At 61.6% G+C, this 25,440-nt stretch carries 7 protein-coding genes and 1 pseudogene; all 8 read left to right on the top strand.

All coding sequences use genetic code 11. From position 1 onward, the window contains the following. Nucleotides 1–215 precede the first annotated feature (215 nt). The 8 genes and pseudogenes from EGO56_RS17610 to EGO56_RS17575 all read left to right on the top strand — a co-directional run bounded on the left by EGO56_RS17610 (nucleotide 216) and on the right by EGO56_RS17575 (nucleotide 25,277). On the top strand, nucleotides 216–950 hold the full coding sequence (locus EGO56_RS17610) for a gluconate 2-dehydrogenase subunit 3 family protein (RefSeq protein WP_135910395.1): 735 nt from the start codon (nucleotides 216–218) through the stop codon (nucleotides 948–950). A 2-nt stretch (nucleotides 951–952) separates the two neighbouring features. Next, nucleotides 953–2,737, top strand: coding sequence for a GMC family oxidoreductase (locus EGO56_RS17605; protein WP_135910394.1), 1,785 nt, complete (start codon nucleotides 953–955; stop codon nucleotides 2,735–2,737). A 10-nt stretch (nucleotides 2,738–2,747) separates the two neighbouring features. Further along, nucleotides 2,748–4,058 (top strand): c-type cytochrome, encoded by a 1,311-nt coding sequence (locus tag EGO56_RS17600; RefSeq protein ID WP_135910393.1) that lies wholly within the window; start codon nucleotides 2,748–2,750, stop codon nucleotides 4,056–4,058. Between the two features lie 1,227 nt (nucleotides 4,059–5,285). Continuing rightward, on the top strand, nucleotides 5,286–5,909 hold the full coding sequence (locus EGO56_RS17595; protein WP_135910392.1) for a response regulator transcription factor: 624 nt from the start codon (nucleotides 5,286–5,288) through the stop codon (nucleotides 5,907–5,909). Nucleotides 5,910–6,225: 316 nt separating this feature from the next. After that, the gene (locus tag EGO56_RS17590; protein ID WP_135910391.1) at nucleotides 6,226–17,919 is read left to right on the top strand and encodes an Ig-like domain-containing protein; all 11,694 of its coding nucleotides are present in this window, start codon (nucleotides 6,226–6,228) and stop codon (nucleotides 17,917–17,919) included. After that, nucleotides 17,822–19,087 (top strand): annotated as a pseudogene (locus EGO56_RS22550) (Ig-like domain-containing protein); the annotation flags it as partial. The gene EGO56_RS17590 and the pseudogene EGO56_RS22550, both read left to right, overlap by 98 nt. 64 nt (nucleotides 19,088–19,151) lie before the next feature. Further along, a complete protein-coding gene (locus EGO56_RS17580; RefSeq protein ID WP_135910389.1) occupies nucleotides 19,152–24,230 on the top strand; it encodes an Ig-like domain-containing protein in 5,079 nt (1,692 codons plus the stop codon). 120 nt (nucleotides 24,231–24,350) lie between these two features. Then, the gene (locus tag EGO56_RS17575; RefSeq protein WP_135910388.1) at nucleotides 24,351–25,277 is read left to right on the top strand and encodes an OmpA family protein; all 927 of its coding nucleotides are present in this window, start codon (nucleotides 24,351–24,353) and stop codon (nucleotides 25,275–25,277) included. The last annotated feature ends 163 nt before the right edge of the window (nucleotides 25,278–25,440 follow it).

Here is a 25,440-nt window from a genome sequence, read left to right as displayed (position 1 = left end):
CTGTTGTTTCTGCTCATGACAGGACGATGATAGATGTTAATGAAATTGTGCGGTTTTGTTTCGTGGAACTAAATCTTTGTGAATGGCAGTGTTACAATATGGTGCTTTGTTACCGGTAACAAAAATCTGTCACCCTGAATTTGCTTATAAAAACCATTACAACGCAACCCTCTACTTTTTCATACCGCTCACGATAGCGGGAATGAGGCAATGTCATGTCAGAACAAAAAAAGGGTCATTCACGCAGGGATTTTTTGCTGAAGACTATTACCCTGGCGCCTGCAATGGCGGTAGGTTCCACAGCGATGGGCGCGCTCTCCCTGCCGCTCGCTGCGCAGGCGGCTGAAACCCCGGCGGGTCCACAGCAGGCGCGTGACTACCAGCCAGCCTGGTTTACCGCCGAAGAGTTTGCCTTTATTACTGCCGCCGTGGCTCGGCTGATCCCCAGCGATGAACGCGGGCCGGGTGCGCTGGAAGCCGGCGTGCCGGAGTTTATCGATCGCCAGATGAATACGCCGTATGCCACGGGTTCAAACTGGTATATGCAGGGGCCGTTTAATCCCGATCTGCCGAAAGAGCTGGGCTATCAGCTGCCGCTGGTACCCCAGCAGATCTACCGTCTTGGTCTGGCCGATGCCGACAGTTACAGCAAACAGCAGCACGGCAAGGTTTTCGCCCAGCTCAGTGGCGAGCAGCAGGATGCCCTGTTGCAGGCGATGGAGAGTGGCAGCGCGGAATTCAGTCAGCTGCCAGCCAAAGTCTTCTTCAGCTTCCTGCTGCAGAACACCCGCGAAGGCTTCTTCAGCGATCCCATCCACGGCGGAAATCAGGGCATGGTCGGCTGGAAGCTGATCAACTTCCCTGGCGCACGCGCCGACTTTATGGACTGGGTAGAGCGCGGCGAACGGTACCCGTTCCCGTCAGTGTCGATTCGCGGGGAGAGAAGCTAAGCATGGCTAACGAAATGAAAAAAGTGGATGCGGTGATTGTCGGCTTCGGCTGGGCAGGCGCAATTATGGCCAAAGAGCTGACCGAAGCGGGCCTTAACGTGCTGGCGCTGGAGCGCGGACCGCATCGCGACACCTATCCTGATGGCTCTTATCCGCAGTCAATTGATGAGCTGACCTATAACATCCGCAAAAAGCTGTTCCAGGATCTGTCGAAAAGCACCGTGACCATTCGTCATGACGCTTCGCAGACGGCCGTTCCCTATCGCCAGCTGGCGGCGTTTCTGCCCGGCACCGGTACTGGCGGCGCGGGCCTGCACTGGTCCGGCGTCCATTTCCGTGTCGATCCGGTTGAACTGCGGATGCGCAGCCATTACGAAGAGCGCTACGGCAAGAACTTCATCCCGGAAGGCATGACGATTCAGGATTTTGGCGTCAGCTACGATGAGCTGGAGCCGTTTTTCGACAAAGCAGAAAAAGTCTTTGGCACTTCCGGCAGCGCCTGGAGCATCAAGGGGAAAGTGGTCGGCAAAGATAAAGGCGGCAACCCGTTTGCGCCGGATCGCTCCGATAACTTCCCGCTGCCCGCGCAAAAGCGCACCTATTCATCACAGCTGTTTGCTCAGGCGGCCGAGTCGGTTGGTTATCACCCTTACGATCTGCCGTCCGCCAATACTTCGGGTCCTTATACCAATACCTATGGCGCGCAGATGGGGCCGTGCAATTTCTGCGGTTACTGCAGCGGCTACGCCTGCTACATGTATTCCAAAGCGTCGCCTAACGTCAACATCCTGCCCGCGCTGCGTCAGGAGCCGAAGTTTGAGCTGCGCAACAACTCTTATGTACTGCGGGTCAATCTCAGCGATGACAAAACGCGCGCAACCGGCGTGACCTATGTGGATGGTCAGGGTCGTGAGCAGGTTCAGCCTGCTGATCTGGTGATCCTTTCCGCCTTCCAGTTCCACAATGTTCACCTGATGCTGCTGTCAGGCATTGGTAAACCCTACAACCCAATCACCAACGAAGGCACCGTAGGCCGCAACTTCGCCTATCAGAATCTCTCTACGCTCAAGGCGCTGTTTGATAAGAACACCACTACCAATCCGTTTATCGGCGCGGGTGGTGCAGGCGTAGCGGTTGATGATTTCAACGCGGATAACTTCGATCACGGGCCGCTGGGCTTTGTCGGCGGTTCGCCATTCTGGGTTAACCAGGCAGGTACCAAACCGATCTCCGGTCTGCCGGTGCCGACGGGTACACCTAACTGGGGCAGCAAATGGAAAGCGGCGGTGGCGGATACCTACACCCACCATCTGTCGATGGATGCGCACGGCGCGCACCAGTCCTATCGCGCCAACTACCTCGATCTCGATCCCAACTACAAAGATGCCTATGGACAGCCACTGCTGCGCATGACCTTTGACTGGCAGGAGAACGACATCAAAATGGCGCAGTTTATGGTCGGCAAGATGCGCAATATCGCGGAAGCGATGAATCCGAAGATGATCATCGGCGGCGCGAAAAAGCCGGGCACCCATTTTGACTCGACGGTGTATCAGACCACCCACATCAGTGGCGGGGCGATCATGGGCGACGATCCTAAAACCAGTGCGGTGAACCGTTATCTGCAAAGCTGGGACGTGCCGAATGTGTTTGTTCCGGGCGCATCCGCCTTCCCGCAGGGACTGGGTTATAACCCGACCGGCATGGTGGCGGCGCTGACCTACTGGTCAGCCAAAGCGATTCGCGAACACTACCTGAAAAACCCCGGCCCACTGGTGCAGGCATAAGGATATGGCGATGAAAAATGGCATTCTGGCTCTGATTCTCGGCTCCCTGTCGTTCGCCGCCCTGGCGGACAGCAGTCAGGACGATCTGGTTAAACGGGGTGAATATCTGGCGCGTGCCGGTGACTGTGTGGCTTGCCACACCAGCAAAGGCGGCGCGGCGTTTGCCGGCGGTCTGCCGATGGCGACACCGATTGGCACCATCTACTCCACCAACATCACGCCCGATCGCGACACCGGCATTGGCGAATACAGCTACGACGACTTCCAGAAAGCGGTGCGTCACGGCGTCGCGAAAAATGGCGATACGCTCTATCCGGCGATGCCATTCCCCTCCTACGCGGTGGTCAGCGATGAGGACATGAAGGCGCTTTACGCTTACTTCATGCATGGCGTTGCGCCGGTCGGTCAGCCCAACCGGGAGAGTGATATTCCCTGGCCGCTGTCGATGCGCTGGCCGTTGGCGATCTGGCGCGGCATTTTTGCGCCCGACGTAAAAGCGTTCGAGCCTGCCGCTCAGGAAGATCCGGTGGTGGCGCGGGGTCGCTATCTGGTTGAAGGACTGGGCCACTGCGGGGCCTGTCACACGCCGCGTAGCATCACTATGCAGGAGAAGGCGCTGACCAACGAAGAGGGCAGTGACTATCTGGCGGGCAGCAGCGCACCGATTGATGGCTGGACCGCCAGCAACCTGCGTGGCGATAACCGTGATGGATTAGGGCGCTGGAGCGAAGAGGACCTGCGTCAGTTCCTGCGTTATGGCCGCAACGATCAGACCGCTGCGTTCGGTGGTATGACCGACGTGGTGGAACACAGTCTGCAGCACCTTAGCGAGTCCGATATCACCGCTATTGCACGCTATCTGAAGTCGCTGGGCGCAAAAGACCCGCATCAGGCGGTGTTCAGTGTGGATGATGCCACGGCAAAAGCGCTGTGGCGTGGCGATGACAGCCAGACCGGTGCGGCGACCTACGTCGACAGCTGTGCGGCGTGCCATAAGACCGATGGCAGCGGCTATAAACGCTTCTATCCGGCGCTGCGCGGCAATCCGGTCGTCATGGCGGATGACCCGACCTCACTGATCCATATCGTGCTGGTGGGCGGACAGTTGCCTGGCGTGAACGGCGCGCCGTCGACCATTACCATGCCGGCATTCGGCTGGCGTCTGAACGACCAGCAGGTGGCGGACGTGGTGAACTTCGTGCGCAACAGCTGGGGCAACAAGGCGTCGGAGCAGGTCAGCGCGAAACAGGTCGCTGCGCTGCGTAAAGATGAGAAAGATCGGCTGGGCAGTGCGGATATCCGGGTACTGGAAGGCAAGTAACCGGCAATAAATGAGGCCGTCATCATCACGATGGCGGCCTTTTCTTTATCCGGATGTGGGCTGGAAAGTCCCTATCTGTAACTGCTTCTTCAGTTTGTCGGCTGCTGATTACAGATTAAGCGTCCCGGGCGGACAGGCCGGTATGATAAACGTAACCAGCGTCGGTTAATGTCACCCGGTTATTCATTAAGACTGAAGATACGATCGTCTCAGTGAAAGAATATAAGTAATAATCAGACAGATTTAAGTGGTGGTAAGCTATGCAAAAGCATCCCTGTGCTGAACACACGTTGAAAAACGCGGTCTTTTTGACAGGAGGTATTCATCCAGACACTAATAGCATTGCGCCTTAAGCGATTCTGACAGAGATTTTTTCGCCCTATAGAGATCTGGTTCATTACCGCAATGTGACTAAGCAAAAATAATCAGTTTGTAAGTTTATGTCTGATAAAAAAGCCATTCTGTAAGCTGAGCTAAAATTGTGAAACCCCTCTGCTTTTTAGTCATTTTTTGTCAATATTAACATCTCCGCCTTTGCTGCTGCCTGTCAGTAAAAATAAACCATACTGAACGATTCCCCCCGCAACTACCCTCAACATTGAATTAATCTATAGGGAGGTATTCCTGAGAGCGGAAGAAGACAATGCTGAGATAATTTCACATCAAGCGCCATAAAACCATTGAGCGAGGCAGTAAACGCTTGCCGGAAGGGGATAGTCGTCGACTGTATGGATTCAATGTCGTCCAGATAATTAACAACAATCAAACATGCAATTTTAAAATGATATTAATAGTTTCATTTAGATATCCAGCTAATTTACTGGATAAAGCCGGCAGGATTAATACTGTTAATAATTGAATGCTTATGAGCAAATGCTTAGTTCTTTTTTGAGTGCGTTTTTTGCATATTTGTAAGTTGTCGATATATTGACAATTTATCGTGGAAATGGTCTTCTTAGCCTGAAAATATCCATATAAAAAACAGTAGTGAATCTTACAGTCCTATTACGGGTCTGCGAGTAACTGTAATCACTACTGAGAGAGTGTTTAGAAATTGGTTGTTTTAATAGGTTTTACATCGGGGTTAGGGTATTTCGCCGCTAGTTAATGAAACACATAGTTAATGAGAAAGCTCCTGACTGGTAACGTAATCAAAGAACAATACTGACCTGGCGTTGTCATCTGATAGCGCAAGTGATTAGTTTGTTATGAATTATCGGATCATTCATGAATATATTGTATTTAGCTAACGAAAGCATTATGTGTCAGGGCGTTTTTCACGTTTTAAATATTCGGTTTCCTGATGATGAGGTTTTACTTTATCCCATAAGTGAAGTCCGACAGGCATTGATGAAAAAGCGTTACGACATCATTTTGATTGATTGTGAAAGTATCGAACAACAGCCTGATTTGCATGAGCCGATACGTCCGCTTTCAGGAGTTGATACGCCGATCCTGGGATTATCAGCTAACAATGCACTATACAATCGACTGCGCATTGAGTTACCCAGTTTTCGCGGCATGATTAATCAGGTCAGCAACGTAGATTTCTTTGTCTCGGCAATAACCATCGTCGCTGCTGGCGGCTATTGCTGTTCATGGGACGTGTTTGAGTCTGACAAAGAGGTCTATGAAGAGATGTATCAAAAGGCAGGATTAACACGGCGTGAACGTGAAATATTAAAGCTGTGTCAGTCAGGCGAAAGCAATAAAGCAATATCGTTAAGGCTCTCGCGCAGCGAAAAAACAATCAGTGCTCATAAGTCCAATATTCTGCGCAAGCTCGGTATCAAAGGCTGGCAACTGAAAGCTTTGCCTTACAACGGAAATTCCTGTTCTGATGGAGGTTAGTCGCCATTACGATAATGTTAAAAATTATTGCTCGAAATAATTAAAGCCTTCTCAAAAGATACCATTTTGTCTGGATGCTATTAAAGGCAGGCAGTTTTCCATCCAGGTTAGTGAAGTGATTTTTTGACAGGGCAGGACAATCTTTACGTTATCAGACCGAAAGCTTTCGATTGGTTATTCAGGCCAGTCGCTGTGCTTTATTGTTCTTAAATCTTTGTTCGGACGAAATAGCAACTCTGCAAAAGAATGAACTGCTCTCAGCTAAAAAATTGAAAAAAATTGACAGGAATTCTCCATTAATAAGGAATAAATTTTTATGAGTGAGAAAAACATTGTTCTCATAACGCACCATGCTGATGGGAAAAATCAGAACGTAACCGCAAGTAGTTCGCATCCGGCTAAAATGGTTGTTAAGCCAGGAAGCCAGTATCTGCTTAAGAATGAAGCGAATGATTTTGCCCCTGAAAACGTCACACTTAAACGCGTGGGCAATGATTTAGTCGTTATTCAGGAGGGCGATTCTCAGCCCTCTCTGATACTCGAAGATTACTATGCTAAGCATGATGGTCATCCACCTGTTTTGCTGGGAATGGCCGAAGATGGCATGGTTTATCCCTACATTCCTGTTTCAGGCGAAAGCTATGAGACAGGCTATCTGATTGCTGACGGGCAGTTATCTCCTGTTGCGCTGGGCGGCGATTCCCTTGGCCCTGGGGCACCTTATGTGGTGGCACAGGAAGACAGCAATAATTTATATCCATTATTCGCCTTACTCGCAGGAGCAGGTGCTATTGGTGCAGGTGCAGCGATAGCACACCATTACAATAAAGATGATGACTCCTCATCTCCAGCGGTTACGCCGCCGCAAAGCCAGGGCATCGGACAGATTACCGATAATACGGGTCCCGTCAAAGGTGCGCTGACAGACGGCGCAATCACAGACGAATCAATGCCTCAGATTTCAGGTCAGGGAACAGCAGGCAACGTTATAACCATTTACGACAATGGCACTGCCATTGGTTCTACCACTATTGATGCGAACGGAAAATGGAGCTGGACGCCAGTTACTCCGATGGCAGATGGTTCGCATGCACTGGACACCACGGAAACCGATCCTGCTGGTAATGTCAGCGATGCTTCAGACGCTATTACGATTGTCGTCGACACCACGCCACCCGCTCAGTCGACTGTACCGACCATTACAGATGGTGCAGGTAACGTTATCGATGGCGGCGGTGCAACCAACGAGGCGCAGCCGACGATTTCCGGCAAGGGCGAAGCGGGCAACACCGTGGTCATCTATGACAACGATCAGCCGATCGGCTCCGTGGTGGTGGACGCTGACGGCAGCTGGAGCTTCACGCCGGATGCGCCGATGGCGGACGGTTCGCACAGCATCCACACCGTGGAGACCGATCCGGCGGGCAACAGCAGCACGCCGAGTGAGGCTGAAGTCATCACCATCGACACCATAGTGCCAAGTGCCGTGGTGCCGACCATCACCGACGGTGCGGGCAACGTCATCGACAACGGCGGCGCGACCAACGAGGCGCAGCCGACGATTTCCGGCGAGGGCGAAGCGGGCAACACCGTGGTCATCTACGACAACGATCAGCCGATCGGCTCCGTTGTAGTAGGTCCGGACGGCAGCTGGAGCTTCACGCCGGACGCGCCGATGGCGGACGGTTCGCACAGCATCAATACCGTGGAGACCGATCCGGCCGGCAACAGCAGCGCGCCGACGGCGGCCGAGGTGATCACCATCGACACCGTGGTACCGAGCGCAGTTACGCCGACCATCACGGACGGCGCGGGCAACGTCATCGACAACGGCGGCGCGACCAACGAGGCGCAGCCGACCATTTCCGGCGAGGGTGAAGCGGGCAACACCGTGGTCATCTACGACAACGATCAGCCGATCGGCTCCGTGGTTGTGGACGCAGACGGCAGCTGGAGCTTCACGCCGGACGCGCCGATGGCGGACGGCTCGCACAGCATCAATACCGTGGAGACCGATCCGGCCGGCAACAGCAGCACGCCGAGTGAGGCCGAGGTCATCACCATCGACACCGTGGTACCGAGCGCAGTTACGCCGACCATCACGGACGGCGCAGGCAACGTTATCGACAACGGCGGGGCGACCAACGAGGCGCAGCCGACCATTTCCGGCGAGGGCGAAGCGGGCAACACCGTGGTCATCTACGACAACGACCAGCCTATCGGCTCCGTGGTGGTGGACGCAGACGGCAGCTGGAGCTTCACGCCGGACGCGCCGATGGCGGACGGCTCGCACAGCATCAATACCGTGGAGACCGATCCGGCGGGCAACAGCAGCGCGCCGACGGCGGCCGAGGTGATCACCATCGACACCGTGGTGCCGAGCGCAGTTACACCGACCATCACGGACGGCGCGGGCAACGTCATCGATAACGGCGGGGCGACCAACGAGGCGCAGCCGACCATTTCCGGCGAGGGTGAAGCGGGCAACACCGTGGTCATCTATGACAACGACCAGCCTATCGGCTCCGTGGTGGTGGACGCGGACGGCAGCTGGAGCTTCACGCCGGACGCGCCGATGGCGGACGGCTCGCACAGCATCAATACCGTGGAGACCGATCCGGCGGGCAACAGCAGCGCGCCGACGGCGGCCGAGGTGATCACCATCGACACCGTGGTGCCGAGCGCAGTTACGCCGATCATCACGGACGGCGCAGGCAACGTTATCGATAACGGCGGGGCGACCAACGAGGCGCAGCCGACCATTTCCGGCGAGGGTGAAGCGGGCAACACCGTGGTCATCTACGACAACGACCAGCCTATCGGCTCCGTGGTGGTGGACGCGGACGGCAGCTGGAGCTTCACGCCGGATGCGCCGATGGCAGACGGTTCGCACAGCATCAATACCGTGGAGACCGATCCGGCGGGCAACAGCAGCGCGCCGACGGCGGCCAATGAAATCACAATTGACACCGTTGCACCTGAGAAAGCGGACGCCCCGACGATCATCGATAACGTGGGTGATATTACGGGCCCACTTAACGGCGGGGACTCGACCGATGATGCACAGCCGGAGCTGGCCGGAAAGGGCGAGGCGGGCAGTATCGTCACCATATACGACAACGATCAGCCGATCGGTTCCACAGTTGTGGACGCAGACGGTAACTGGAGCTGGACGCCGGACGCACCGCTGGCCGAAGGTGAGCACAGCATTCACACGACCGAAACTGACGTGGCTGGCAACATCAGCGTGCCGACGGATGCGGTAGCGATCACGGTCGATACCACTGCGCCTGACCAGGGCGGCGTACCGATCATCACAGACGGTGCAGGCAACGTCATCGACAACGGCAGCGCGACCAACGAGGCGCAGCCGACCATTTCCGGCGAGGGCGAAGCGGGCAACACAGTGGTCATCTATGACAACGACCAGCCGATCGGCTCCGTGGTTGTGGACGCAGACGGCAGCTGGAGCTTCACGCCGGACGCGCCGGTGGCGGACGGCTCGCACAGCATCAATACCGTGGAGACCGATCCGGCGGGCAACAGCAGCGCGCCGACGGCGGCCAATGAAATCACAATTGACACCGTTGCCCCAGAGAAAGCGGCCGCACCGACTATTACCGATAACGTGGGTGACATCACGGGCCCGCTCAGCGGCGGAGACTCGACCGATGATGCACAGCCGGAGCTGGCCGGAAAGGGCGAGGCGGGCAGTATCGTCACCATATACGACAACGATCAGCCGATCGGTTCCACAGTTGTGGACGCAGACGGTAACTGGAGCTGGACGCCGGACGCACCGCTGGCCGAAGGTGAGCACAGCATTCACACGACCGAAACTGACGTGGCTGGCAACATCAGCGCGCCGACGGATGCGGTAGCGATCACGGTCGATACCACTGCGCCTGAGAAAGCAGCCGCACCGACCATCACTGATAACGTCGGGAATATCACGGGCCCGCTCAGCGGCGGAGACTCGACCGACGATACACAGCCGGAACTGGCCGGAAAGGGCGAGGCGGGCAGCACCGTCACCATCTACGACAACGACCAGCCGATCGGCTCGGTAGTGGTGGACGCAGATGGCAGCTGGAGCTTTACGCCGGACGCGCCGCTGGCCGAAGGTGAGCACAGCATCCACACTACCGAAACCGACGCGGCGGGCAACACCAGCGCGCCGACAGATGCGGTAGCGATCACGGTCGACACCACTGCGCCTGAGAAAGCAGCCGCACCGACCATCACTGATAACGTCGGGAATATCACGGGCCCGCTCAGCGGCGGAGACTCGACCGACGATACACAGCCGGAACTGGCCGGAAAGGGCGAGGCGGGCAGCACCGTCACCATCTACGACAACGACCAGCCGATCGGCTCGGTAGTGGTGGATGCCGACGGTAACTGGAGCTTTACGCCGGACGCGCCGCTGGCCGAGGGTGAGCACAGCATCCACACCACCGAAACTGACGTGGCGGGCAACACCAGCGCGCCGACGGATGCGGTAGCGATCACGGTCGACACCACTGCCCCAGACCAGGGGGAGATGCCGACCATTACAGATGGTGCGGGTAATATCATCGACAACGGTGGTGCAACGAACGACGCACAGCCGGCAATTTCTGGTAAAGGCGAAGCGGGCAACACCGTAGTGATCTACGACAATGACCAGCCGATCGGCTCCGTCGTTGTAGACGCGGACGGCAGTTGGAGCTTCACGCCGGACGCGCCGATGGCGGACGGTTCGCACAGCATCAATACCGTGGAGACCGATCCTGCCGGTAACAGCAGCGCGCCGACAGAAGCTGAAGTCATCACAATCGATACTATTGCGCCTGAAAAAGCGGCTGCACCTGTTGCGATTGATGACGCAGGTAACGTGACAGGTCCAATCCTGAACGATGGTCTGACAGATGATGGTCAGCCTGCTTTCTCCGGCAAGGGCGAAGCGGGTAACACTGTTGTCATTTACGACAACGATCAAGTCATCGGTTCCACCATCATCGATGCAGACGGTAACTGGAGCTGGACGCCAGAAGCGACAATGGCGGATGGCAGTCACAGTATCCATACCACCGAAACGGATAAAGCAGGCAACACCAGTGTTCCATCAGACACTATCGGCTTCACTACCGACACTACTCCACCAGACGCCTCAAGCCTGGCCATCACCGGCTTCGCGGACGACGTCGGTGAGGTGCAGGGCAACGTGGTGAGCGGCGGCAGCAGCGACGACACCACGCCGGTCATCAGCGGCACCGGCACGGCGGGCGACACGGTGACCGTGTACAGCACGCTGAACGGCACGCAGAGCGTGCTGGGCAGCGCCACGGTGGGCGCGGACGGCAGCTGGAGCCTGGCGGTGGACAGCAGCCACGCCCTGGCGGCGGGCACCCACGGCCTCACGGCGGTGGAGAGCGATCCGGCGGGCAACAGCACCAGCCCGACCCCGGCCTACACGGTGACGGTGGTCACCGGCGCGCCGGCGGCGCCGAGCATTAACACGGTGATCGACGACGTGGGCGTGACCGAGACCCTGCAGAAGGGGGCGGTGACCAACGACAGCACCCCGACGCTGAACGGCACGGCGGGCGGCGGCGTGACGGTGCGCGTCTACGACAACGGCACGCTGATCGGCAGCACGACGTCGGACGCCAGCGGCAGCTGGAGCTTCACGCCGGCGAAGGCGGTGGCGGACGGCGAGCACGCGTTCACGGCGGACGTGGTGAACGGCGTGGGCCAGGTGAGCCCGCAGAGCGGCGCGTGGCCGCTGACGGTGGACACCGCGGCCCCGGCGGCGGTGGCAGACCTGGTCATCACCGACGACGTGGGCGCCGTGACCGGCGCGCTGGCGGACGGCGACACCACCGACGACAGCACCCCGACCCTGAGCGGCACCGCGGAGGCGGGCGCCACGGTGAACATCCTCGACAACGGCCAGGTGGTGGCCACGGTCACGGCCGCCGAAGACGGCGCGTGGAGCTGGACGCCGGCGGCGGCGCTTGACGACGGCGACCACACCCTGGCGGTAAGCGTGACCGATGAGGCGGGCAACACCGGCGCGGCGACGCCGGGCCTGACGGTGACGGTGGACACCAGTGGCAACCTGATCCAGATCACCAGCGTCACCGACGACGCGGGCAGCGTGACCGGCAACATCGCTTCGGGCGGGGTGACGGACGACGCGACGCCGACGGTGAACGGCACCGGCAAGGCGGGCAGCGTGGTGAGCGTGTACGACGGGGAGATCCTGCTGGGCACGGCCACGGTGCTGAACAACGGGACCTGGAGCCTGACGCCGGCGACGGCGCTGGCGGAGGGGGCGCACACGCTGCGCGCGGTCTCGACCGACGCGGCGGGCGTGGTCAGCGACGCGGTGACGTTCAGCTTCACGCTGGACCTGACGGCGCCGGCGGCGCCGGCCATCAGCGGCGCCGCGGACGACGTGGGCAGCGTGCAGGGTGAGCTGGCGAGCGGGGCGGTAAGCGACGACCCGACGCCGACCCTGAACGGCACGGCGGAGGCGGCCAGCACGGTGCGGGTGTATGACGGCGGCACGCTGCTGGGCAGCGTCACGGCGGGCGCGGACGGCGCGTGGAGCTTCACGCCGACCTCGACGCTGAAGGAGGGCGCGCACAGCTTCACGGTGACGGCCACGGACGCGGCGGGCAACACCAGCCCGGCCTCGGCGGCGTTTGACCTGACGCTGGACTTCACGGCGCCGGACGCCACCAGGCTGGCCATCACCGGCTTCGCGGACGACGTCGGCGAGGTGCAGGGCAACGTGGTGAGCGGCGGCAGCAGCGACGACACCACGCCGGTCATCAGCGGCACCGGCACGGCGGGCGACACGGTGACCGTGTACAGCACGCTGAACGGCACGCAGAGCGTGCTGGGCAGCGCCACGGTGGGCGCGGACGGCAGCTGGAGCCTGGCGGTGGACAGCAGCCACGCCCTGGCGGCGGGCACCCACGGCCTCACGGCGGTGGAGAGCGATCCGGCGGGCAACAGCACCAGCCCGACCCCGGCCTACACGGTGACGGTGGTCACCGGCGCGCCGGCGGCGCCGAGCATCAACACGGTGATCGACGACGTGGGCGTGACCGAGACCCTGCAGAAGGGGGCGGTGACCAACGACAGCACCCCGACGCTGAACGGCACGGCGGGCAACGGCGTCACGGTGCGCGTCTACGACAACGGCACGCTGATCGGCAGCACGACGTCGGACGCCAGCGGCAGCTGGAGCTTCACGCCGGCGAAGGCGGTGGCGGACGGCGAGCACGCGTTCACGGCGGACGTGGTGAACGGCGTGGGCCAGGTGAGCCCGCAGAGCGGCGCGTGGGCGCTGACGGTGGACACCGCGGCCCCGGCGGCGGTGGCAGACCTGGTGATAACCGACGACGTGGGCGCCGTGACCGGCGCGCTGGCGGACGGCGACACCACCGACGACAGCACCCCGACCCTGAGCGGCACGGCGGAGGCGGGCGCGGTGGTCACGGTGTACGACGGGGGCAGGGCCATCGGCTCGGTGACCGCGGACGCCACCACCGGCGCGTGGAGCTGGACGCCGGCGGCGGCGCTTGACGACGGCGACCACACCCTGGCGGTAAGCGTGACCGATGAGGCGGGCAACACCGGCGCGGCGACGCCGGGCCTGACGGTGACGGTGGACACCAGCGGCAACCTGATCCAGATCACCAGCGTCACCGACGACGCGGGCAGCGTGACCGGCAACATCGCGGCGGGCGGGGTGACGGACGACGCGACCCCGACGGTGAACGGCACCGGCAAGGCGGGCAGCGTGGTGAGCGTGTACGACGGGGAGATCCTGCTGGGCACGGCCACGGTGCTGAGCAACGGGACCTGGAGCCTGACGCCGGCGACGGCGCTGGCGGAGGGGGCGCACACGCTGCGCGCGGTCTCGACCGACGCGGCGGGCGTGGTCAGCGACGCGGTGACGTTCAGCTTCACGCTGGACCTGACGGCGCCGGCGGCGCCGGCCATCAGCGGCGCCGCGGACGACGTGGGCAGCGTGCAGGGTGAGCTGGCGAGCGGGGCGGTAAGCGACGACCCGACGCCGACCCTGAACGGCACGGCGGAGGCGGCCAGCACGGTGCGGGTGTATGACGGCGGCACGCTGCTGGGCAGCGTCACGGCGGGCGCGGACGGCGCATGGAGCTTCACGCCGACCTCGACGCTGAAGGAGGGCGCGCACAGCTTCACGGTGACGGCCACGGACGCGGCGGGCAACACCAGCCCGGCCTCGGCGGCGTTTGACCTGACGCTGGACTTCACGGCGCCGGACGCCACCAGGCTGGCCATTACCGGCTTCGCGGACGACGTCGGCGAGGTGCAGGGCAACGTGGTGAGCGGCGGCAGCAGCGACGACACCACGCCGGTCATCAGCGGCACCGGCACGGCGGGCGACACGGTGACCGTGTACAGCACGCTGAACGGCACGCAGAGCGTGCTGGGCAGCGCCACGGTGGGCGCGGACGGCAGCTGGAGCCTGGCGGTGGACAGCAGCCACGCCCTGGCGGCGGGCACCCACGGCCTCACGGCGGTGGAGAGCGATCCGGCGGGCAACAGCACCAGCCCGAGCGCGGCCTACACGGTGACGGTGGTCACCGGTTCGCCGGCGGCGCCGAGCATCAACACGGTGATCGACGACGTGGGCGTGACCGAGACCCTGCAGAAGGGGGCGGTGACCAACGACAGCACCCCGACGCTGAACGGCACGGCGGGCAACGGCGTGACGGTGCGCGTCTACGACAACGGCACGCTGATCGGCAGCACGACGTCGGACGCCAGCGGCAGCTGGAGCTTCACGCCGGCGAAGGCGGTGGCGGACGGTGAGCACGCGTTCACGGCGGACGTGGTGAACGGCGTGGGCCAGGTGAGCCCGCAGAGCGGCGCGTGGGCGCTGACGGTGGACACCGCGGCCCCGGCGGCGGTGGCAGACCTGGTCATCACCGACGACGTGGGCGCCGTGACCGGCGCGCTGGCGGACGGCGACACCACCGACGACAGCACGCCGACCCTGAGCGGCACGGCGGAGGCGGGCGCGGTGGTCACGGTGTACGACGGGGGCAGGGCCATCGGCTCGGTGACCGCGGACGCCACCACCGGCGCGTGGAGCTGGACGCCGGATGCGGCGCTGGACGACGGCGCGCACAGCATTACGGTGACGGCCACGGACGCGGCGGGCAACGAGAGCCCGGCCTCGGCGGCGGTGAGCGTCACGGTGGACACCAGCGGCAACCTGATCCAGATCACCAGCGTCACCGACGACGCGGGCAGCGTGACCGGCAACATCGCGGCGGGCGGGGTGACGGACGACGCGACGCCGACGGTGAACGGCACCGGCAAGGCGGGCAGCGTGGTGAGCGTGTACGACGGGGAGATCCTGCTGGGCACGGCCACGGTGCTGAGCAACGGGACCTGGAGCCTGACGCCGGCGACGGCGCTGGCGGAGGGGGCGCACACGCTGCGCGCGGTCTCGACCGACGCGGCGGGCGTGGTCAGCGACGCGGTGACGTTCAGCTTCACGCTGGACCTGACGGCGCCGGCGGCGCCGGCCATCAGCGGCGCCGCGGACGACGTGGGCAGCGTGCAGGGCGAGCTGGCGAGCGGGGCGGTAAGCGACGACCCGACGCCGACCCTGAACGGTACGGCGGAGGCGGCCAGCACGGTGCGGGTGTATGACGGCGGCACGCTGCTGGGCAGCGTCACGGCGGGCGCGGACGGCGCATGGAGCTTCACGCCGACCTCGACGCTGAAGGAGGGCGCGCACAGCTTCACCGTGACGGCCACGGACGCGGCGGGCAACACCAGCCCGGCCTCGGCGGCGTTTGACCTGACGCTGGACTTCACGGCGCCGGACGCCACGAAGCTGGCCATCACCGGCTTCGCGGACGACGTCGGCGAGGTGCAGGGCAACGTGGTGAGCGGCAGCAGCAGTGACGACACGACCCCGGTCATCAGCGGCACCGGCACGGCGGGCGACACGGTGACCGTGTACAGCACGCTGAACGGCACGCAGAGCGTGCTGGGCAGCGCCACGGTGGGCGCGGACGGCAGCTGGAGCCTGGCGGTGGACAGCAGCCACGCCCTGGCGGCGGGCACCCACGGCCTCACGGCGGTGGAGAGCGATCCGGCGGGCAACAGCACCAGCCCGAGCGCGGCCTACACGGTGACGGTGGTGACCGGTTCGCCGGCGGCGCCGAGCATCAACACGGTGATCGACGACGTGGGCGTGACCGAGACCCTGCAGAAGGGGGCGGTGACCAACGACAGCACCCCGACGCTGAACGGCACGGCGGGCAACGGCGTCACGGTGCGCGTCTACGACAACGGCACGCTGATCGGCAGCACGACGTCGGACGCCAGCGGCAGCTGGAGCTTCACGCCGTCGCGGGGCGTGGCGGACGGTGAGCACGCGTTCACGGCGGACGTGGTGAACGGCGTGGGCCAGGTGAGCCCGCAGAGCGGCGCGTGGGCGCTGACGGTGGACACCGCGGCCCCGGCGGCGGTGGCAGACCTGGTGGTAACCGACGACGTGGGTGCCGTGACCGGCGCGCTGGCGGACGGCGACACCACCGACGACAGCACCCCGACCCTGAGCGGCACGGCGGAGGCGGGCGCGGTGGTCACGGTGTACGACGGGGGCAGGGCCATCGGCTCGGTGACCGCGGACGCCACCACCGGCGCGTGGAGCTGGACGCCGGATGCGGCGCTGGACGACGGCGCGCACAGCATTACGGTGACGGCCACGGACGCGGCGGGCAACGAGAGCCCGGCCTCGGCGGCGGTGAGCGTCACGGTGGACACCAGCGGCAACCTGATCCAGATCACCAGCGTCACCGACGACGCGGGCAGCGTGACCGGCAACATCGCGGCGGGCGGGGTGACGGACGACGCGACGCCGACGGTGAACGGCACCGGCAAGGCGGGCAGCGTGGTGAGCGTGTACGACGGGGAGATCCTGCTGGGCACGGCCACGGTGCTGAGCAACGGGACCTGGAGCCTGACGCCGGCGACGGCGCTGGCGGAGGGGGCGCACACGCTGCGCGCGGTCTCGACCGACGCGGCGGGCGTGGTCAGCGACGCGGTGACGTTCAGCTTCACGCTGGACCTGACGGCGCCGGCGGCGCCGGCCATCAGCGGCGCCGCGGACGACGTGGGCAGCGTGCAGGGCGAGCTGGCGAGCGGGGCGGTAAGCGACGACCCGACGCCGACCCTGAACGGCACGGCGGAGGCGGCCAGCACGGTGCGGGTGTATGACGGCGGCACGCTGCTGGGCAGCGTCACGGCGGGCGCGGACGGCGCGTGGAGCTTCACGCCGACCTCGACGCTGAAGGAGGGCGCGCACAGCTTCACCGTGACGGCCACGGACGCGGCGGGCAACACCAGCCCGGCCTCGGCGGCGTTTGACCTGACGCTGGACTTCACGGCGCCGGACGCCACCAGGCTGGCCATCACCGGCTTCGCGGACGACGTCGGCGAGGTGCAGGGCAACGTGGTGAGCGGCGGCAGCAGCGACGACACCACGCCGGTCATCAGCGGCACCGGCACGGCGGGCGACACGGTGACCGTGTACAGCACGCTGAACGGCACGCAGAGCGTGCTGGGCAGCGCCACGGTGGGCGCGGACGGCAGCTGGAGCCTGGCGGTGGACAGCAGCCACGCCCTGGCGGCGGGCACCCACGGCCTCACGGCGGTGGAGAGCGATCCGGCGGGCAACAGCACCAGCCCGACCCCGGCCTACACGGTGACGGTGGTCACCGGCGCGCCGGCGGCGCCGAGCATTAACACGGTGATCGACGACGTGGGCGTGACCGAGACCCTGCAGAAGGGGGGCGGTGACCAACGACAGCACCCCGACGCTGAACGGCACGGCGGGCAACGGCGTCACGGTGCGCGTCTACGACAACGGCACGCTGATCGGCAGCACGACGTCGGACGCCAGCGGCAGCTGGAGCTTCACGCCGGCGAAGGCGGTGGCGGACGGTGAGCACGCGTTCACGGCGGACGTGGTGAACGGCGTGGGCCAGGTGAGCCCGCAGAGCGGCGCGTGGGCGCTGACGGTGGACACCGCGGCCCCGGCGGCGGTGGCAGACCTGGTGGTAACCGACGACGTGGGCGCCGTGACCGGCGCGCTGGCGGACGGCGACACCACCGACGACAGCACCCCGACCCTGAGCGGCACCGCGGAGGCGGGCGCCACGGTGAACATCCTCGACAACGGCCAGGTGGTGGCCACGGTCACGGCCGCAGAGGACGGGGCGTGGAGCTGGACGCCGGCGGCGGCGCTTGACGACGGCGACCACACCCTGGCGGTGAGCGTGACCGATGAGGCGGGCAACACCGGCGCGGCGACGCCGGGCCTGACGGTGACGGTGGACACCAGCGGCAACCTGATCCAGATCACCAGCGTCACCGACGACGCGGGCAGCGTGACCGGCAACATCGCGGCGGGCGGGGTGACGGACGACGCGACCCCGACGGTGAACGGCACCGGCAAGGCGGGCAGCGTGGTGAGCGTGTACGACGGGGAGACCCTGCTGGGCACGGCCACGGTGCTGAGCAACGGGACCTGGAGCCTGACGCCGGCGACGGCGCTGGCGGAGGGGGCGCACACGCTGCGCGCGGTGTCGACCGACGCGGCGGGCGTGGTCAGCGACGCGGTGACGTTCAGCTTCACGCTGGACCTGACGGCGCCGGCGGCGCCGGCCATCAGCGGCGCCGCGGACGACGTGGGCAGCGTGCAGGGTGAGCTGGCGAGCGGGGCGGTAAGCGACGACCCGACGCCGACCCTGAACGGCACGGCGGAGGCGGCCAGCACGGTGCGGGTGTATGACGGCGGCACGCTGCTGGGCAGCGTCACGGCGGGCGCGGACGGCGCGTGGAGCTTCACGCCGACCTCGACGCTGAAGGAGGGCGCGCACAGCTTCACGGTGACGGCCACGGACGCGGCGGGCAACACCAGCCCGGCCTCGGCGGCGTTTGACCTGACGCTGGACTTCACGGCGCCGGACGCCACCAGGCTGGCCATCACCGGCTTCGCGGACGACGTCGGCGAGGTGCAGGGCAACGTGGTGAGCGGCGGCAGCAGCGACGACACCACGCCGGTCATCAGCGGCACCGGCACGGCGGGCGACACGGTGACCGTGTACAGCACGCTGAACGGCACGCAGAGCGTGCTGGGCAGCGCCACGGTGGGCGCGGACGGCAGCTGGAGCGGCGGTGGACAGCAGCCACGCCACGGCGGCGGGCACCCACGGCCTCACGGCGGTGGAGAGCGATCCGGCGGGCAACAGCACCAGCCCGACCCCGGCCTACACGGTGACGGTGGTCACCGGCGCGCCGGCGGCGCCGAGCATCAACACGGTGATCGACGACGTGGGCGTGACCGAGACCCTGCAGAAGGGGGCGGTGACCAACGACAGCACCCCGACGCTGAACGGCACGGCGGGCAACGGCGTCACGGTGCGCGTCTACGACAACGGCACGCTGATCGGCAGCACGACGTCGGACGCCAGCGGCAGCTGGAGCTTCACGCCGGCGAAGGCGGTGGCGGACGGTGAGCACGCGTTCACGGCGGACGTGGTGAACGGCGTGGGCCAGGTGAGCCCGCAGAGCGGCGCGTGGGCGCTGACGGTGGACACCGCGGCCCCGGCGGCGGTGGCAGACCTGGTGGTAACCGACGACGTGGGCGCCGTGACCGGCGCGCTGGCGGACGGCGACACCACCGACGACAGCACCCCGACCCTGAGCGGCACGGCGGAGGCGGGCGCGGTGGTCACGGTGTACGACGGGGGCAGGGCCATCGGCTCGGTGACCGCGGACGCCACCACCGGCGCGTGGAGCTGGACGCCGGATGCGGCGCTGGACGACGGCGCGCACAGCATTACGGTGACGGCCACGGACGCGGCGGGCAACGAGAGCCCGGCCTCGGCGGCGGTGAGCGTCACGGTGGACACCAGCGGCAACCTGATCCAGATCACCAGCGTCACCGACGACGCGGGCAGCGTGACCGGCAACATCGCGGCGGGCGGGGTGACGGACGACGCGACGCCGACGGTGAACGGCACCGGCAAGGCGGGCAGCGTGGTGAGCGTGTACGACGGGGAGATCCTGCTGGGCACGGCCACGGTGCTGAGCAACGGCAGCTGGAGCCTGACGCCGGCGACGGCGCTGGCGGAGGGGGCGCACACGCTGCGCGCGGTGTCGACCGACGCGGCGGGCGTGGTCAGCGACGCGGTGACGTTCAGCTTCACGCTGGACCTGACGGCGCCGGCGGCGCCGGCCATCAGCGGCGCCGCGGACGACGTGGGCAGCGTGCAGGGCGAGCTGGCGAGCGGGGCGGTGAGCGACGACCCGACGCCGACCCTGAACGGCACGGCGGAGGCGGCCAGCACGGTGCGGGTGTATGACGGCGGCACGCTGCTGGGCAGCGTCACGGCGGGCGCGGACGGCACGTGGAGCTTCACGCCGACCTCAACGCTGGCGGAAGGCGCGCACAGCTTTACCGTGACGGCCACGGACGCGGCGGGCAACACCGGCCCGGCCTCGGCGGCCTTTGACCTGACGCTGGACTTCACCGCGCCGGACGCATCATACCTGGCCATTACCGGCTACGCGGACGACGTCGGCGAGGTGCAGGGCAACGTGGTCAGCGGCAGCAGCAGTGACGACACGACCCCGGTCATCAGCGGCACCGGCACGGCGGGCGACATCATCACCGTGTACGACACCCTGAGCGGCACGCGGACCGTGCTGGGCAGCGCCACGGTGGGCGCGGACGGCACGTGGAGCCTGGCGGTGGACGACGCGCACGCCCTGGCGTTGGGTACGCATGGTCTTTCGGCGGTGGAGAGCGATCCGGCGGGCAACAGCACCAGCCCGACCCCGGCCTATACGGTCACGGTCGTGTCTGAGTCTTTACCAACGCCAACCATTGATACCGTGATGGATGATGCAGGTGTCTATGTTGGAGCGCTGACCACTGGTGCGATTACCGATGACACAACGCCAACACTGTCTGGTACAGCAACGGCTAACAGTACTGTGCGTCTGTATGACAATGGCACCTTAATCGCTAGCGTTACTGCCAGCGCTGACGGTACCTGGACTCATACCGTATCGCCTGCACTGACCGATGGTGCGCATGCGTTTACCGTTGATGCGGTGAACAGCCTGGGACAGCACAGTGAGCAGAGTACGGCGTTCGATATGACGCTGAACACTTCTGCTCCGGATGTAACAGGAATGACAACGACTGGCGCTATCTCGACAGATACATCGAGTGGCCTGGTCGTGGGTGACCTGTTCAGCCACAGTACTGATGCGACTAACAGTGACATGATCACGCGTGACCCTACAGTTACCATTAACGGTACATTGAGTCAGGCACTGAAGAGCACCGAAATTCTGCAGATTACCTTTGATAATGGTAAGACCTGGGAATCTCTGCTCTCTGATAGTGGCGCAGACTGGACCTACACGCTGGCAGCAGCAACGGCAAGTACTACCTACGATTACCATCTGCGGGTGATTAACTCTGTAGGTGTGATTGCTACCGATACTGCTTTCAAAGATAACTATCAGGTTGTCATCGACCTGGATTCACCAGAGGCTCTTACGAAAGCGCCTGAAGTGGATGCATCGATTAGCAGTAACGATGTACTGGTGTTTAGCAGTTCGACCTATGGCACGGTTGAAGCAGGCGCTATCGTTTCACTGGTGAGCGATGTGAATCAGAACGGTACCTATCAGGAAGGTCTGGATAACGTATTAGGGTTCGCAACTGCTAACAGTGATGGTACCTGGTCAATGTCAGTATCATTGCCGACGGGTGCACAAAACCTGGCCTTTGTGGTCTGGGATTTGGCCGGTAACCGTTCATCAATGAGCGCCAGTACCAGTACCGGTGTTACTGATGGTTCGGGTGTGACGGTGATTGAACAAACCTGGGGGGGGACAACTGACTCGGATGGCTATGGCCTGAACGCAGCAGCGGTAACCATTAACGGCTCCGGTAACTGGTCATTTGCTCAGAGTGTGCGTGGTACTACGGGTTCGACAGCGGCCAACGCCCTTCGTGTGTATAACGCTGACAACCTGCAGGATTACACAGCAACATACCTGGCTGAGCCAAGCACAGCTAATGGTGCCGAATACAATGTCAATGGTACCTGGTATGGTCGCTTTGTAAACTCGATGACTTTTGCGGATATTAACCGTGATGGTTACACCGACGTGATGTCACAGGTGAGTGATTACAATAACGCCAACCGTACTGCTTACTGGACGCAGAACGCCGATGGCACCTATCAGGCACATGCTCTCAACCAGGGGTCGCTGAACCACTTAGGTGGGGTCATTGCTTATGACCGTGAAGGTGATGGCTATCTTGACTTCGTCCTGGCGGACTCAGAGTCAGACTCCATTTCGTTTATTAAAAACGTAAATGGCACACTCACTTATGAGTCTAATACGGGCTTTTCGAATGGTCATCCGGGCGGCGCTATACCGGCTAACCTGAGCGTCCTGCATGAAGTGGGTGCTGTCGATATCGATAACAACGGTACTGTCGATATCACCGCGCACATCGACTACAACGGCGCAGGAAGCTATATCGGTAACGCCTCGCGCGGTCTGGGTGTCCTGTACAACACGACCAACGGTGACGGCACGACCAGCTTCAGTTCTGTCGGTTATTACGCCAACGTATTCCGCAATGATGGTGCAGACGACTATGGCAACTATTCCATATCGATGACCTATGGGGACTTCAACGGCGACGGCTGGCTGGATCTGTTCCTGAGTGCTGGTTCTAAAGCTGGGGTGAACAGCAATGAGAACCGTATTTATCTGAACGACGGTAAAGGAAACCTGCTGGCAAGTGATGCTGATGCCTTGTGGTTTGGCGACACATTGCTTGGTGGAACATCGCTGGCGGTTGACTGGAACCATGATGGTCAGATGGACATTATTGAGATTCCGCGTTCGGGTACGTCCGGATCACCCATGCTTTATCTGAACATGGGCACCAATGACTGGAGTGCAGCAGGTATTGCGTTAACGGATACCGCCTACTCAAACCTGACGGGTGCTGTGGCGCTGGACTACGACTGGGATGGCTCAATGGACCTGGTAGTGTACCGTTCTGGGGCAGATGCATCGGTGGTGTCTTCAGACAATTCCGCACCGACATTGCTGGTCAAAAACACCAACGTGGCGGCAGATGGCACCAGCCTGAAAATTCGTATCGTTGATGGCGAAGGCTTGAACACCTTCTACAGCAATACGGTGAAGCTCTATAACTCCGCAGGTGATCTGGTTGCAACGCAGCTGATTAACCCGCAGGCGTCTGGTTCAAGTAACAGCATGGGGCTGGTGAGTTTCTTTGGGCTGGATGCCAATGAAACTTACTCCGTTCAGCTGCTACGGGTAACAAACGGCGTAGCTAACCACGTTGGTGCAACGGCCAGTATTGGCGGCTATACCAATGGTACGGTGAACGAAACCTGGGGCGACCTGACTACGGGTAAATCGCATGATGCTTATGTACTGACGGCAGAAAATAGCAGCGATGCTAACAACACCATTGGCAACGGTATTGTCGGTACAGGCTATAACGACACCTTCTTCAGTACGGCAGGTGACGATACCTACACCGGAGGTGGCGGCTGGAATCTTACCGTCACCGGTACTCAGGTCTGGAGTGAAACTGAGGGTCTGGATATTGTCGACTACAGTCATGCTCCTGGCGCGATTACTGCCAACCTGATGACGGGAGTGGCAACCGGTCACGGTACCGATACGCTGGTGAGTATTGAAGGGCTGATTGGTACCAGCGAGGCTGACACCTTTACCGACAACGCAGCAAACAACCAGTTTGAAGGGCGCGGTGGTAATGATGTCTTCTGGCTGACTAACGGCGGCAATGACGTGCTGATGTATAAAGTGCTGACCGGTTATGAGGCCGATGGTACGGGCGGTAATGGTCACGATACCGTACATGATTTCCATGTCGGCGATCTGGCTACCGATAGCAATGCAGATCTTATCGACCTGAGCGATCTTCTGGATTACACCGGCAGCATCTCGTTCTTCAAAGATGATGGTGTGCTGCAGCTGGATAATAGTTCTAAGGACATCCTGAACTATCTGAAGGTAGAAATCTCAGGCAACGATACAGTTATCAGTATTGACCGTGATGGTACCGGTGGTGCGCATGGATTCACCAGCGTTGTTACGCTGGCTGATACCCAGACCGACCTCGTAACCTTATTGCAGAACAATCAGATAATGGTGTAAGCATTAATTAGCTCGCCGTCCTGGACGGCGAGCTAATTTCGCATCACTCCTGTTTTTTGCAATTTCTATGTTGTTTTCATACCCATCTGTATAAACATTCAGAGGGAGCGGAGTTTATAAATGAAAGTAAAAAAATTAAATTTCCCGTGTACTTTACGGGTTGTTACCCTGGCATTTTTTTCACTGATGACAGCGAGCCTTCAGGCTCAGGCGGAAAGTGCCTCTGTGAATTCAGAGGTTAAACGTCCGAAAGTAAGCGTTCAGTATCACTCTTTGCCGCAGGTGGTTCCTGAACAGGCCCAGATGGTTTATTACTATCCAAAAGAAATAAACGCAGGCCTGCTGTATGTGTATGTCGATAAAGCGTTTCACACGGCATTATTGCCAGGCCAGTTTACAGTGATGTGTGTTGCTACAGGTGAGCACGCCTTCTCTACCGCGATAAATGATGCGCCTGATTATAAAAATAAACTTAATTCCTTATTTAAGGCTAAATTTAAAGGAGGAATGACCTATTTTGTTAAAATGGATTCGGCTGGCACTCCTGTAACGAACAATGCTGTATCGCGGCAGGATGCTGAGCGTGATTTGGCTTCGCTACAACGTCAGGTCAAATTAATCAATCGTGCTTCCACTGTTCAGGCCTGTCAGTATATTGGTGGGGCGACAGCAGGGACGACGCTGGTTCAGGATTCACTGTTATTTAAATTTGGTGGCAGTGACTATCAGGCCCTGTTACCTGAATCGCGCAATCGCCTTAATGAGATCCTGAATATTTTAAAAAAATCAGGAAAAATCAATGCAATAAGAATAACCGGATTCACGGATGGCATTGGCAATAGCGATACAAATACACGCCTTTCACAGGCTCGGGCAGATACCGTGCGTCAGGTGCTAGTGCGCGCTGGCATCGCCAGCCATCTGATCACTGCTGAAGGCGGAGGCGTAGCGCAATCAGCCAATGGCTGCACTGCGAAAGCCAGTCGTCAGGCCGATGGTTGTAATAAGATGAGCCGTCGTGCAGAAATTATGATTGATGGTCAGTAGTAGCATTATCAAATAGGACCAGGCCTCTATGCCTGTCAGGTATAGAGGTTGATCTTGGTCATATTTCTATCAGATATCCCATAATGAGAAGATACTTTTCACCTGCGTGCAGCCAGATGTCTTTCGTTCATGGCTCTGTTTCGATTAATATAGTTTCCTGCCT

It is taken from the genome of Pantoea vagans, assembly GCF_004792415.1.
Classification (GTDB): Bacteria; Pseudomonadota; Gammaproteobacteria; order Enterobacterales; family Enterobacteriaceae; genus Pantoea; species Pantoea vagans.
Note: the sequence above shows the minus strand (reverse complement) of the source record. Positions and strands in the feature narration are given on the sequence as shown.